Here is a 15,223-nt window from a genome sequence, read left to right as displayed (position 1 = left end):
CAACCTTTACCGTTATGGCGAGTCGCGAAGCCATTCGGGCGGGCTCGCCCGAACGGTACGGGTGGGCCTGTCCGAACCTCTTGGGGCGGGGAATGAATTCCGCTTGCGGAAGAAAGGGGTGGTGAAGGCTACCCCTTTGGCGGATTGAAGACGTGATCAAAATGGGGTTCCAAATGGCGGCGCATGGCATTCCGGAACGTTTCGGGCGTGCCCACTTTTAAATTGTCCATCAGCATCCGGTGGGTCACAAACTGGCCTTTGGAATACTTATAGTCCCCTTTCCCCTTTTTTTCTTCCTGAAGGTACTTGTACTCAAAAACGGGAAGCAGGAGGTTTTGGAAGCCCATCAGGGTCTTGTTTCCGGAGATTTGGTAGAGTTTGCCGTGAAACGCCACTTCCCGGTCCAGGGAAAATCGGTTTGCGGTATAGCTCAGGGCCTCCTCGGCCGCAACAATTTCCTCCAAGTCGTCCAAGTCCTTTTGGTTTTTGTGCTCAAAAAGAAAATCCACCATCCCCATTTCCAGGATCAGGCGCAGCTCAAACAACTGCTTCAGCACATCCTCTCCCAGTAGGGTGGGGTCCATGATACGTTCAAAATTGGTGATGATATCGGGCTGCTTCAAGATCATGCCCCGGTGTTTCTTGGACTCCACCAGGCCCAAGGTGCGCAATCGGAGCAAGGCCTCCCGCACCACGGTACGGCTCACCCCAAGGGAAGCGGCAAACTCCAGCTCCTTGGGAATCGCATCGCCCACCTTCAGGTTGTTCTCCTTAAAAAACGCCAAAAGGCGCACCTCTACCTTATCTACCAAAGAACCCTTGTCCACAGGTTCCATTTTCTTAAATCTCTTCATGTCTAAATATGTGGGGCAATACCAATAGTGTTATTAGAGATAGCACCAACCGCGGTGCGTATTTTGGCCACTTCCTCTTCAAATCGCCGTTTATTTGATGTTATGTCTGACATAACGTCGTAAAATTAACTAAAAAACCCTTTCCTACCAAGATTTTTAGATGGTAGTGAGTGTCGGTAATATGTAGAAATAACCCTACATCCCCAATAAAATGCAATACCGACACTACAGGATAGTTGAGGCCAGCATCCTTAATTTTTTCTTATTCTGTTCAACACACAATCGTCCTGATTAAACAAAATTGATCTTTTGGGCCAAAAATGCGAACAGAAATGTTAAAATTTCATTTCCACCCCTGTTTATGTATAACATGGTTTAAGATTTGTGCTATTTTGCCTAACTTTAACGCGCCCTCTTAAAAGGGATTTAACAATAGCTAAAACGTTTTCGCGATGTATTTTGGTTTTTGGCGATGAAAGCATCTAAAACAACGAAATTGTATCACTATAAATAGTATATAGACCACTAAAACTTTATTTTTCAACTCACTTAAATTAAACTAAACAACTCCAGTATGACGAACAAGTTAAATTTTGCTTGGATTTTTGTAGCGCTCTTTACCCTCCATTTGGGTTGGGCCCAACAAACCACCGTATCCGGTACGGTTACGGATGGATCGGGCATACCACTGCCCGCAGTAAACATCATTGAAAAAGGGACCACCAACGGGGTGTCTTCCGATTTTGACGGCAACTTTAGCATCAATGTGGCCAGCAATGCCGTCTTGACCTTCTCTTCCCTGGGCTATGTGACCCAAGACGTTCCCGTGGAAAACAGGAGCACCCTGAACGTGACCTTATTGGAAGACGAACAGATGCTGGACGAGGTGGTGGTCACGGCCCTCGGTATTAAAAAGGAAAGAAAAGCCTTGGGATACGCCGTGCAGGAAATCAAGGGCGGCGATCTCTTGGAAGCCAGGGAGACCAACCTGGTGAACGCGATGTCCGGAAAGGTTTCCGGTCTGCAAGTGATCCGTGGAAGTAACGGCCCTGCCAGTTCCTCCAAAATTGTGCTTCGTGGTAACAACTCCCTCACCGGGGACAACCAACCCCTCATAGTGGTGGACGGGGTGCCCATGGACAACTTTACCGGTTCGGGCAACGAAAGCTACTTTAACCCCTCAGCGGATTTGGGGAACGGTCTTGGGGACATTAACCCAGACGACATTGAGTCCATGTCCGTGTTGAAAGGGGCCTCAGCGGCGGCCCTTTACGGTTCACGTGCCGGTAACGGGGTCATTTTGATCACCACAAAAACGGGACGGGCCTCTAAAGGATTGGGCATTACCGTATCTACCTCCACCGGTTTTCAAAATGTATTTTTGAACCCAGAGTTCCAAAACGATTTTGGACAGGGCGATCGTGGCAATTACGATGTGTTGGCCAACCAGAGTTGGGGACCCAAAATCACGGGACAGATCGTGGAAGATTGGGAAGGCAATCCAGAGCAGCTACGAACGCACAACAACCTAAAAAATTTCTACAATGGCGGATTGACGCGCACCTACGGACTTTCCTTTCAACAACAAGTGAGCGATGGAACGTCCATCTATTCCTCCCTGAACTACCTTAATGATGAGGGCAACATTCCAAACGCCAATTTTGAGAGGTTCAACCTAACGACCAGGGCGGTCTCCAACTTTGGCCCGGACAAGAGGTGGACCACGGACGTTAAAGTGTCTTACATCTCTGCCAACGCCCGTAACCGGCCCATTGGTGGTGAGAACATCAATAACGTGCACCGCTCCATCATCAGCTTGCCCAGAACCTTGGACCTTCGGGATTTTAGAAACCCGGTGGACGAATTTGGCACCATGCGCTGGTTCTTGGAAACAAATTCGGTGAACCCATACTGGGCGGCCGAAAGGAACCTGAACTTTGACAATAGGGACCGTTTCATGTTGAACGGTTCCGTTAAATACCAGATCAACGACTGGGTAAGCGCCGAACTGAGAGGGGGCGCGGACATGTACACCAACAACGGGGAGGCCAAACAGTTTGCGGGCAGCCCCCTGTCTCCCAACGGACGCTATAGCTTGAGCAAGGACACCTTTATAGAAGAAAACTATTTGGCGCTGTTGAACGGCTCCAAGAGTGACCTTTGGGGCAAAGTGGGCCTGAACTTCACCGTGGGTGCACAATTGATGTCCCAACGGCGGGATGGCATTAGCGCCAACGCCGGGGAATTGGAAGTACCCGATCTCTTCGCCTTGAACAACGGCATCAACCAAGCTACGGTGGGACAGAGCTTCAGCCAAAAGAAAATCAACTCCGTCTTTGGTTCTTTTGGGTTGGATTACGACGGTATTCTCTTTGTGGACGTGACCGGCCGTAATGACTGGACCACCACCTTGAGCCCGGACAACCGTTCTTTCTTCTACCCCTCCATCAACGGCTCGTTTGTGTTCAGTGAACTGTTCAATGCCAATGCCGAGGGATGGTTCAACTTTGGTAAGCTACGTGCCTCTTATGCCACGGTAGGTAACGATTTGGCTCCCTACCAGTTGCAGAATGTGTTCTTTATTGGCAACGACCCCAATAACAACACCACGGCCAGCACCAACAGCACCCTGAACAATCCCGATTTGGTGAACGAGCTCATCAAGTCCACGGAATTTGGTGTGGAGGCCAGATTTTTCAACAACCGCATTTCGTTGGATGCCGCCTATTACAAGACCAATGCCACCAACCAGTTATTGTCCATTCCATTGGATCCCCTGAGTGGTTTTAACCAACGTCGTGTCAATGCGGGCGACATAGAGAACGAGGGGATAGAGATTTCCTTGAACGCCGATATTTTCAGAAATCCCAATGGCTTTTCGTGGAACACCAACGTGAACTATGCCAGAAACCGTAACAGAATCAATTCGCTCATTGATGAGGTTTCACAGTTTCAATTGGGCGGCTTTGACAACCTTAGTGTGATAGCCCCTGTGGGCGGCCTTTATGGTGAAATCTTTGGTACCACCTTTAGAAGGGTGGAAGATGAGGCCAGTCCGGATTTTGGCAAATTAGTGGTGGACGGCGATGGACTTCCCCTGGCCGCTGAGGGCAACGAGACCTCTTTCTTGGGCCATCAACAACCCGATGCCCTTTTGGGATGGTCCAATACCTTTGCCTACAAAAATTTCTCCGTGGGCTTTTTGATCGATGCCAGTATAGGTGGTGAGATCTTTTCGGGCACTAACCGCTTCTTGCAACGCTCCGGTAACGCCGCCATTACGGTAGTGGACGGGGAACGAAATGACTTTATCGTGGATGCCGTGACCTCGGATGGTGCAGGTGGCTTTAGGCCCAATACGGTGGCCGTGGACCCACAGGATTATTGGACCGCCGTGGCGAACCGATCGGGTAACTTGGGCATTGGCGAAGCCTTTGTCTATGATGCCACCCACGTGAGGGTAAGGAACGTAAGTGTTAACTACGTGCTTCCCGCCAAATGGTTGGACAACACCGGTATCCAAAGGGCCAAGTTTGGTCTTTCCGCCAACAATGTGTGGATGATCCACAGCAACCTCAATGGGGTAGACCCAGAATCCGTGGCGGCCACAAGAAGCAATGCCACCGGTTTTGAAAACCTATCACCCCCAACCGTTAGATCGTTGTTCTTCAATGTTTCCTTAAGTTTGTAATTACTAAAAATTGTTTGATATGAGAAAAAAGAGTTTAATTAAACGTATGGGGCTGTATTTGGGCAGTCTCGCGATCTTGTTTTCCTGTTCGGATTTCGACGAGATCAACATTGATCCCCAAGCCGCCAATGTGGACCAAGTCCAGGTGGAGTATTTTATCAACGCCTCCATTGGTGGGGCCCAACAGAACCCACACATTGCGGAGCGGGTCTTTATCCTGTATTGGAAAGCGGCCGGCCGCATGGACCGTATCGGCTCCCTGCCCGTGGGCTTTGCCAGTGACAGCTGGACCACGGATTATTACAATGGTTATATTTCCACATGGCTGCGCAACATCAATACCGCCATTACCGTGGCCGAAGAGAAAATTGAAAGTGGCAACATCCGCGAGTACACCAACAATTTAAAGCAGGTGGCCCGTATTTGGAGGGTCTATCTGATGAGTGAAATGACGGATAATTTTGGACCTGTGCCCATCAATGGATTCCAAGGGGTAAACCCAGACTACAATAGTGTGGAAGAGGTCTATTACCATATGCTGGAAGAATTGAAAGAGGCCACGGCGGCCTTGGATACGGAAATTGTCAACCCCGGTGGCCTCTCTGATTTAGATCCTGCCTATGGGTACAATTATTCCAAATGGCAGAAATACGGGAATTCCCTGCGGATGCGCTTGGCCATGCGCCTTTCTGAAGTAGACCCCTCCAAGGCCCAAGCCGAGTTTGAGGACGCTGCCAGCAAGCCCATTTTGGACACCCCGGACGATAATTTTAAAGTACAGGAACTGGGGGGATGGAACGATTATACCGGCGTGATGACCCGTCCTTGGAACAACCAATACCTATCTGCCACCCTCAACAACCTCATGATCGGGTTGGGCGGCATTGATTCCGAAGCGGTATTGCCAGCAGACAAGCACCCTTTCATCAAGGATGAGAACTATCTGGGCAAGCGTTACGAAGACCACTTTACGCTCTTGACCAACGACCCCTCCGCCGGATATTGGTTCGATGGGCTGCACAATGAAATAGACCCAAGGGCCTATAATTTGTTCCCCATACCAGGTGACACGGATTCGGAAGACTTCAACTCCTTCCCTCCTTGGAACTCCGCTGCCACCACCACCGAGAGATTGTTGGTGATCGGTGAAGAGGATACCGATGACAATGGCGAAACCAATGACATCCTTATAGATGCCACCAACCATTGGAACGCCCCGGTGATCGGTGAGTGGGGAGAAAAAGGAAGTAGAAACAGACTTCGTTATCCCGGAACCCTGCCCCGTTTGGGCAATAAATTCCGCCAAAGTGATGCAGAGCGAATTTTCTTCGCCTCTTGGGAAACCCACTTCTTGATCGCGGAAGCGGCCGTAAGGGGATGGAACGTGCCCATGAGTGGACAAGCGGCCTATGAGCAAGGCATTGCGGACAGTTTTGCCTATAACGGCATGTCCCAGTTTGTGAGTGATTACCTGACCTCAGAGGACTATAACCGTAACGGTACCTCCGTAAGTTGGAACCACACCACAGAGCCACCGGCAAGGGTAACGATGAGCTATGTGGACGGGTACACGGACACTCCCGGCACCACCGAGTATGAATTCCCAGAGAACACCATTTATATGGGCGGCAGTGTCAAGAATGACCTAATGAACAAGATCATTACCCAAAAGTTCATTGCCCAAACCCCATGGCTGCCTTTGGAGACCTGGAGCGACCACAGAAGATTGGGACTTCCCTTCTTTGAAAATCCCGCCGTGGAAGCGCCCATTGCCGAGATGCCACAGTTAACGCCGAGTAATGTGATGACCAACAGCCCAGCGGTATTCCCACAAAGGCTGAAGTTCCCCACAGGGTTTGCCAACAATTTACCCACAGAATACAACCAGGCCCTGGGTGCCCTGGAAGGTGACGATACCCTGTTTACCCCACTATGGTGGGCCAAACAGCAGTAAGCTTTATTGTTTGAGTTAGTTTGATTGCCAAAGCCCCGAGAAATCGGGGCTTTTTTAATAGGCCCAAATGGCATTCCCTCCTTTGAACCAGTGACCCATCTCCCTTGAACAAGGTAGTTTCCAACGAGCTTTGACCAACCAAGCAAATCTATGGAACGTCTGGGAACGTGGACCTGAAATCCCAGTGTTGCCCCCCACTTTTGGTAAAAACTGCGCACATAGCTCTTTGTTGGTAGGGAATAGATTAAAGCGATAACCTTCTCCACAGCGCGGCCGCAATGATTTGCAAAGACCGTTGCCAAGGCTTTTTCCTGCCCTCCCGCCACAAGGCATCCCATACAAAAGAACACCCACCGTATTCCAAAAATTTAATCTATATTCAGGTGCTTTAGCCCAAAGAGTCCCATCAGTAAGAATCTGGGAAGGTTACGTTTACAATTAAACTTTTTTAATTAAATTTGTATTATGTCATACATAGAAGCATCCCATTACGCCCAACACTACAAAGACGCCCTGCTCCATGACGTGGTGCCCTTTTGGGAGCAACACTCCCTGGACCTTGAGCACGGGGGGTATTTCACCTGCCTGGACCGCAGCGGAAAGGTCTATGACACCGATAAGTTCATTTGGCTCCAGGCCAGGCAGGTCTGGCTTTTTTCCATGCTCTACAATGAAGTGGAACAGAAGCAGCAATGGCTGGACATGGCAGGTTCGGGAGCGGCCTTTCTACGCCAGCATGGCAAGGATGCCCACGGCAACTTTTACTTCAGTGTGACCCGATCGGGAGCTCCACTAGTACAGCCCTACAACATTTTCTCGGATTGTTTTGCGGCCATGGCCTTTGCCCAATACGCCAAGGCGTCGGGGAACGGCACGTACAGGACCATGGCCAAAAACACCTATGCCAATATCCTAAAGCGCAAGGACCGCCCCAAGGGCCACTACGAGAAAAGTACGGGCAACAGGCCCCTTAAAAATTTTGCCCTCCCCATGATCCTGTCCAATCTGGTGCTGGAATTGGAAGATGTCCTGGAGGAAGCGGACATAAAAAAAACGGTGGATTTCAGTGTGAGGGAAGTAATGGAGGTGTTCTTGCAAAAGGAATCCGGCCTTATCTATGAAAACGTGCTGCCCAATGGCGACCTGCACGACAGTTTTGAGGGTAGGCTCATCAATCCCGGGCATGGCCTGGAAGCCATGTGGTTCATGATGGATATTGGCGTGCGCAGCGGCGATGAGGCCCTTATTGCCAAGGCCACGGACACCATGCTGCGCATACTGGATTACGGTTGGGACCAAGATCACGGCGGACTCTTCTATTTTATGGACGCCCAGGGGCATCCGCCCCAACAATTGGAACACGACCAAAAACTGTGGTGGGTACACCTCGAAGCCCTGGTGGCCCTTGCCAAGGCCTATGAACACCGGCCAGGGGAACACATTGCACAGTGGTACCAGAAAGTGCACCAGTACGCTTGGCAGCACTTTCCCGATCCTGAGCACGGCGAGTGGTACGGCTATCTCAATCGGGAGGGCAAGCCCCACCTGACCCTAAAGGGCGGGAAATGGAAGGGATGTTTCCACGTGCCCAGGGCCATGTACCAATGCTGGAAAACCTTTGATCGCATAGCACAAAAACACAAGCTGACAACATAATCTGCATCCTCCCAACAAAAAATGTAGCATCTCTTAATACAAGGAACAATGAAAAAAACAGTCCTACTTACTTTGATCGCGAGTATATCCATGGGGTTTACCGCCTGTAAGACCTCCCAGGAAAACACGACCATCACCGTGGTGGCCTCACAACCTGTTTTGCCCGTGTTGGCCATGAAGGAACGCAACAAGGTCCTGAACATTGGGATGGAGGTGGCCGAAAGTGCCACGCCCGCGCAATTGAACGCCATGACCTTTACCCTAAGGGGCACCACCAACATAGCCGATTTGGAAGAAATGGCACTGCTTTACGCCACAACGGACGACTTTGCCAAAGCCACCGTCATCGGGAGCAGCAAGGATCTTTCCGATAGCTTTGAGCTGAACCTGCCAAAACCCGTACCGGCCAACGAGGGACATTTTTGGCTATCGGCCCGCCTGAACGGCACCCCCGACCTGGGCAACAAAATTGGGGTCCAACTGCAGGAGGTGACCTTTGCCGACGGCAGCGTGGCCCAAGCCACTATGGAGGAAAGTGGCCCACAACGCGTGGGCATTGCCCTGAGACAACACAATGACAACGGGGTGGACACCTACCGCATTCCCGGACTGGCCACCACCACCAAAGGGACGCTCATTGGCGTTTATGACATTCGCTACAACGACCCGGTGGATCTTCAGGAAGATGTGGATGTGGGGATGAGCCGGAGCACCGATGGCGGGCAGACCTGGGAACCCATGAAGGTGATCATGGACATGGGCGAATACGGTGGCCTCCCCGAGGACCAGAACGGCATTGGCGATCCCACGGTGCTGGTAGACCCCAACACCAACACCATCTGGGTGGCCGCCCTTTGGCTGCACGGCTATCCCGATGAACGGGCCTGGAACGCCTCTGCCCCGGGAATGAGCCCTGAGAAAACCGGCCAGTTCATCTTGGTGAAAAGCGAGGATGATGGGCTCACCTGGTCAGACCCCATCAACATTACCCCGCAGACAAAAAAGCCCGAATGGCAACTTTTCTTCAATGGCCCCGGTATGGGCATCACCATGCGGGACGGTACCCTGGTCTTTCCGGCCCAATTCAAGGACAAGGACAGAATTCCCCACAGCACCATCATTTACAGCAAGGACCAGGGCAAGACCTGGACCGTGGGCACGGGGGCCAAGTCCGAGACCACCGAGGCGCAGGTGGTGGAGCTCAAGGATGGCAGCCTTATGCTGAACATGCGGGACGACCGCAACCGCGCCAATAGAAAGGACCCAGAGAACGGTCGCTCTGTGGCCATTACCACGGACCTGGGCAAAACTTGGACGGAGCATCCCACCTCCAGAAAGGCCTTACAGGAATCCAATTGTATGGCAAGCCTTATTGCTGATGACCACGAAGAGAAGGGAAGAATCCTCTTCTTTTCCAACCCCAATACCAAGGTAGGCCGCGACCACATTACCATAAAGACCAGTTTTGACGAGGGCAATACCTGGCCCTTGGAAAACCAACTGGAACTCTTCGAGGACAATACCTACGGCTATTCCTGTATGACCATGATCGATAACGAACACATAGGCATCCTGTACGAAGGCGCAAAAGAGCTCTATTTTGAAAAGGTGGCCCTGAGCGAGCTGGGCATCGAATAACCAAATGGTGCCCCCAAATTCCATCATGCGCCTATGGTCAAGGACAAAGAGGAAGTATTCCGTAAGGGCGTTTTGCCTTTTTTGGCCGGCGATCTTTGGATTGTATCCGCATAAAAACATCTAAAAAACGGCACCCCCATAACCGCAAATGACCTAAACCCTTCCCAAATGCATCGCGACAACCCGTACTTCCCCAACCGGCCCTTTCTGGCACTGTTGTGCTTTGGCCTGGGCGTGCTGTTTAGCCATGCCCAAGGGAAGCAACCAAGGGCCAAGGACTTTCCGGTGATTCCAACGCCCAAGAAGATCACCTATGGGGAAGGGCTGCTCCCCTTTTCCGAAATCCGGATAAGTGGCATGGAACATGTGGATGAAAGCGCAAAACTGATGGATTTCTTTGCCTCCGAAGGCATCCCCACCCATCCCAACGGAATTGCCGTGCGCTTTACCAAGAAACCCCTGGAGCAAACAACACATCCGGAAGCCTATGCCCTGCAGGTGGACAGTATGGTGACCATCTCCTCCCCCACCGCCCAAGGCGCCTTCCACGCGCTGCAGACCCTAAAGCAGTTGTTTTACAAAGAAGGGGAAACGGGAATGCTCCCGCAAGTACGGGTGGTGGATTGGCCCTCCTTCCAAATTCGCGGGTTCATGCATGACACGGGGCGCAATTACCAGTCCGTGGCCCAACTCAAGGAACAACTGGACATGTTGGCCCTGTACAAGTACAATGTGTTCCACGGGCACCTTACGGACAATCCGGGTTGGCGTCTGGAGAGCAAAAAACATCCTCAACTGCAATTGAAACGCGCCTTTTCGCGGCACGTGGGCAAATTTTATACCCAAGAGGAATTCAAGGAAATCCTGGCCTATTGCAAGGAACGGCACATTACCGTGATTCCGGAACTGGACATTCCCGGGCATACCGAGGCCTTTCGCAGGGCCTTTGGCATCAAGTCCATGCGCGACCCCAGCGTGGAGCCCATTCTGTTGGATTTGTTTGAAGAGCTCATCTCCCTCGCAGACGCGGAAGAGATGCCCTACATCCATCTGGGCACGGACGAGGTATGGCACCGCAAGGAAGAAATGGAAGACCATAGCCTTATGGCCATTATGGACCTGATCAAAAGCAAAGGCCGTGAGGTCATCACTTGGAAAGAGGGGATACAACTCCCCCAAGACAGTACCTCCATAAAACAGCTGTGGGCCCAGCACCCACCCCGGGAAGGCCATAGGTTCATTGATTCCCGTGCCAATTACATCAATCACCTGGACCCCTTTGCCGGTATGGGCAGGCTCTTTTTTCAACAACCGGCAAGACAGCCCAGCGGGGATTCCCTGGCCCTTGGCGGGATCCTTTGCGCCTGGCCGGACAACAATGTGGCCCATGAACGGGACATCTTGGGACAAAATCCCATTTACCCCGCCATGGTCTTTTATGCCGATGCCATTTGGAACGGTAGAAAGGAAAACAAGTTGGCCCATTGGGCCAACCTGCCCAAAGCGGGCACGGCCGATCTACGGGCCTTTGCCCAATTTGAGGACGCGGTGCTGCGGCACAAGGCCACTTTTTTTAAACAAAAGGAATTCCCTTACGTAAAACAAACGGACATACATTGGGAGCTCATTGGCCCGTTTGATCACAAAGGAAACGTTTCCAAGCGCTTTCCGGTGGAAGATGGCCTTGAACCGAAATACACCGTGGACGGCAAGACCTTTGAATGGCAAGGCCCCTATGTGGGCGGCACCGTGCACCTGAAGCATTTTTTTGGTTTTCCGGCGGTAACGGAGGAAGCATCCGGCACCTTTTACGCCCGTACGGAAATATATAGCCCAGAGGCAAGGACCCAGGATTTTTGGATCGGATTCCAGGGCTGGTCACGCTCGGGGGGCCGCCGTGGCGGCCCTTTTCCAGAACAAGGGCAATGGCATACCACAGAGCCCAAGATCTGGGTGAACGGAACGGAGGTCCCACCGCCGGTTTGGCAACAGCCGGGACTAAAGACAAAGACGGACGAAATCCCCTTTGTGGACGAGGACTACTTTTACCGGGAACCCACCAAGATAGTCCTGAAAAAAGGCTGGAACACGGTACTGCTCAAAATTCCACACGGCAAGAATTCCTGGAAATGGATGTTTAGCTGCATCCCGGTCCATTTTGATGAAAACGGTGTACAGCGGGCTCCCGGACTACGTTATCGCACCCAACAAACACCCTATGAAACCGATTAAAACCCTGCTCCCCTTTCTATTGTCCTTGCTCATTTACGGTGCATTTCATGGCACGGCCCAGCGCGCGCCCAAGACCAGCATTCAGGAGCTGGCAGAGCTTCCGGCGACCCAGGAAGGCAAACCGGCACTGGGACTGGCAGGAATGATGGGGGGCGTGCACAAGGGCGTTACCCTTGCGGCCGGCGGGGCCAACTTTCCGGACGCACCGCCCTGGAAGGGAGGGACCAAGGTCTATTGGGACGTCATTTACATCTTGCGCAACGGGCAATGGTCACGATCGGACCAAACCCTGCCAAGGCCGCTGGCCTACGGGGCTTCCGTGTCACTGCCAGAAGGGGTCCTGATCATTGGCGGCGAGGAGGGCAACACGGCCAGCGATGCCGTTTTCCTGTTAAGTGTTGATGAGGAAACCCAACAGGTGGAGATCCTTGCCTACCCCAACCTGCCCGAGCCCTTGGCCTATACCGCGGCGGTGGTTTTTGAGGATTATCTCTATGTGGTGGGTGGTAAAAATGCCAAAGAGAGCGTGAATTCCTTTTACAGGCTTTCCCTAAAGGAGAAAGAACAATGGGAAACCCTGCCCCAATTTCCGGGCATTCCCCGGGCCCTGCACACCATTGCGGTACAGGAGACCAAGGAGGCCCCGGCCCTTTTTGTGATCGGGGGCCGCAACCAACGCGCGGGGGAAAAATCCATCACCCCAACAAATTACCTTTCCTACAATTTAAAAGAGGGGCGTTGGGCAGATGAGGGGCCCTTGTGGGTCAATGGAAAAACAAAGGTACTGATGGGCGCGGCCGCACAGCCAATGGGTTCCATGCACCTTTTGGTCTTTGGCGGATCGGACGCGATCATCTTTGACCAATTGGAGTTTTTGGCACTGGAACTGGCCAAAAGCCCCAATGACTCCCTGCGCGGGCGGCTCATTGCCGAGCGTGATGCGCTCTTGGCAGACCATCCCGGCTTCTCCAATGAAGTGCTCGCCTATAACACCATGACCAAAAAATGGTTTGTGTACGACAGCCTGCCGGATCCCCTTCCCGTAACGGCACTGGCACTGTCCCAAGAACGGGCCATGACCCTTGTCTCAGGGGAAACGGCCCCGGGCGTGCGCACCCCGGCGGTAAAGACCTACGCCATAGCCGACGCCGCGGAGCCCTTTGGCCCGGTGAACTATACCGTGTTGGCACTGTACCTCCTGGTGTCGCTCTTGATCGGCATCTATTTTTCGCGAAAACAGAAATCTACCGAAGACTACTTTGTGGGCGGGGGCCGTATTCCCTGGTGGGCGTCTGGGCTCAGTGTTTTTGGCACCCTGCTCAGCGCCATTACCTTTATGGCCATTCCTGCAAAATCCTTTGTTACGGACTGGTCTTTCTTCTTTCTGAACATCACGGCCATTCTCATTACGCCGGTCATTGCCCTGATCTTCATTCCCTTTTTTAACAAGCTAAAGATCAGAACGGCCTATGAATACCTGGAAAACCGTTTCAATTATTTGGCCCGGGCCTTTGGCAGCCTGTCCTTTATCCTTTTTCAGTTGGGAAGAATAGGCATTGTGCTCTTACTGCCTTCCTTGGCCATTTCCATTGTTACGGGCATCCCTGTGGAGACCAGTATCCTGATCATGGGCGTGCTCTGCATTCTCTACACCACTTTTGGGGGCATAGAGGCCGTGATATGGACCGATGTGCTGCAGGTCATTGTGCTCTTGGGTGGCAGTGTCCTTGCCGTGGTGTGGATCCTCTTGCACACCGAGGCTTCCTTTGCAGATATGATGGGGTACGCCCAGGACCGGGACAAGTTCAATATTGCCAATATGGAGCTCAACTTTACCGAATCTACCTTTTGGGTGGTCTTTATCGGTGGACTTGCTTCGGCCATGGTGACGCAGGGTACCGATCAGACCATTGTACAGCGCTATCTTACCAGCTCCAGTGTCAAGGACTCCCAAAAAACGCTGTACACCAATGCGGTGCTCACCCTGCCCGCCACCATCATCTTTTTTGGCATTGGCACCCTGCTCTTTATCTTTTATTCAGAACTGCCGCAGCGCCTTTCCCCGGCCATTTCCAACAACGATTCCATTTTTCCCTGGTACATAGTGCGCGAGTTGCCCGTAGGGGTTTCCGGCCTATTGGTGGCCGGTATCTTCTCGGCCGCAATGAGCAGCATCAGCAGTAGTCTCAATTCCGTGTCCACCGCCTATTGCAATGATTTCCATCAGCACTTCAGGCCAGCCACCAAAGATGTGGCCCTTTTGAAGATAGCCCGTATCGCCACCGTGTTAACGGGGGTTCTTGGCGTGCTGCTTGCCCTTTGGATGGCCAATTCCAGCATTAAATCGCTCTGGGACGAATTCTACAAGTTCCTGGGGCTGTTCACCGGTGGTCTGGGCGGCATGTTCCTATTGGGGATGCTCACCAAGCGGGCCAATGGCACCGGAACACTGTTGGGCCTGGTGGTGAGCGCCCTGCTCATTTGGTACATAAGCGTTTACACGGAGATCAATTTCTTAATGTATGCCTTCTTTGGGGTAACCAGTTGCTTTGTGTTCGGGTATGGGTTTAGCCTTGTTTTTAGGGAGAAGAGGTAGGAGATAGAAGTACGAAGTTAGAAGTACGGAGTATTGAGTACGGAGTATTGAGTATGAAAAGGTTGAAAAATTGCAGTTTCACTTGAACCAAACGTCATGGCGAGGAGCCTCTGTGGTGGTGAAGTTCCGGGCAAAGGCCGATGGCGACTCGGCCATCCGTTGAGCCAAGGAGCGCAGATCAACAGATGGCTGCGTACGGTGCAATGAGGGTGCGGTTTCGCTTTAGGTTGCATTGAAAGCCAAGAGCGGCTCCTCCCCTTGGTCAAGGGGAGGTGGTTTTCCACTTCATTCTGGAAAAGCGGAGGGGTCCGTTCCGTGGTTGCTTTGGGTGGTTTTGCCGCCAAGTTCCCAGAGCGGGCTTCTACGGGGCCTTATCGCTTCGGTCTTTGGTTGAAATTGCAGTTTCACTTGAACCAAACCTCATGGCGAGGAGCCACCTTGGTGGTGAAGTTCCGGGCAAAGGCCGATGGCGACTCGGCCATCCGTTGAGCCTATGAGCGCAGATCAACAGATGGCTCCGTACGGTGCAATGAGGGTGCGGTTTCGCTTTAGGTTGAATTGAAAGCCAAGGGCGGCTCCTCCCCTTGGTCAAGGGGAGGTGG

Annotated in this window: 7 protein-coding genes; 6 read left to right on the top strand and 1 reads right to left on the bottom strand. The window is 52.2% G+C overall.

Features of this window, described 5'->3' with window-relative positions; translation table 11 throughout:
• Window positions 1-128: 128 nt before the first annotated feature.
• Window positions 129-854 carry a FadR/GntR family transcriptional regulator gene (locus tag ACKWCC_RS12130; protein WP_413996207.1) on the bottom strand — a complete coding sequence of 242 codons (726 nt, stop codon included), beginning with the start codon at window positions 852-854 and terminating at the stop codon, window positions 129-131.
• Between the two features lie 574 nt (window positions 855-1,428).
• Between ACKWCC_RS12130 and ACKWCC_RS12125 the strand changes: the two genes are divergently transcribed.
• The 6 genes from ACKWCC_RS12125 (at window position 1,429) to ACKWCC_RS12100 (ending at window position 14,621) form a co-directional block, all read left to right on the top strand.
• Window positions 1,429-4,545, top strand: a complete 3,117-nt coding sequence (locus ACKWCC_RS12125) for a SusC/RagA family TonB-linked outer membrane protein (RefSeq protein ID WP_413996206.1) — start codon at window positions 1,429-1,431, stop codon at window positions 4,543-4,545.
• 19 nt (window positions 4,546-4,564) lie between these two features.
• Window positions 4,565-6,499, top strand: a complete 1,935-nt coding sequence (locus ACKWCC_RS12120) for a SusD/RagB family nutrient-binding outer membrane lipoprotein (protein ID WP_413996205.1) — start codon at window positions 4,565-4,567, stop codon at window positions 6,497-6,499.
• Window positions 6,500-6,964: 465 nt separating this feature from the next.
• Window positions 6,965-8,155: a n-acyl-d-glucosamine 2-epimerase gene (locus tag ACKWCC_RS12115; protein ID WP_413996204.1), complete on the top strand. Its 1,191-nt coding sequence runs from the start codon at window positions 6,965-6,967 to the stop codon at window positions 8,153-8,155.
• 48 nt (window positions 8,156-8,203) lie between these two features.
• Entirely contained in the window at window positions 8,204-9,793 is a 1,590-nt protein-coding gene (locus ACKWCC_RS12110; protein WP_413996203.1) for an exo-alpha-sialidase, read from the top strand.
• Window positions 9,794-9,961: 168 nt separating this feature from the next.
• Window positions 9,962-12,025, top strand: a complete 2,064-nt coding sequence (locus ACKWCC_RS12105) for a family 20 glycosylhydrolase (protein WP_413996202.1) — start codon at window positions 9,962-9,964, stop codon at window positions 12,023-12,025.
• On the top strand, window positions 12,012-14,621 hold the full coding sequence (locus ACKWCC_RS12100; RefSeq protein ID WP_413996201.1) for a sodium:solute symporter family protein: 2,610 nt from the start codon (window positions 12,012-12,014) through the stop codon (window positions 14,619-14,621). The genes ACKWCC_RS12105 and ACKWCC_RS12100 overlap by 14 nt, the downstream gene beginning before the upstream one ends.
• Window positions 14,622-15,223 lie beyond the last annotated feature (602 nt).

The sequence above is a fragment of the Maribacter aquimarinus genome, assembly GCF_047345505.1.
GTDB lineage: Bacteria > Bacteroidota > Bacteroidia > Flavobacteriales > Flavobacteriaceae > Maribacter.
The sequence above is the reverse complement of the archived record's forward strand: the minus strand, read 5'-3'. Positions and strand labels throughout refer to the sequence as shown.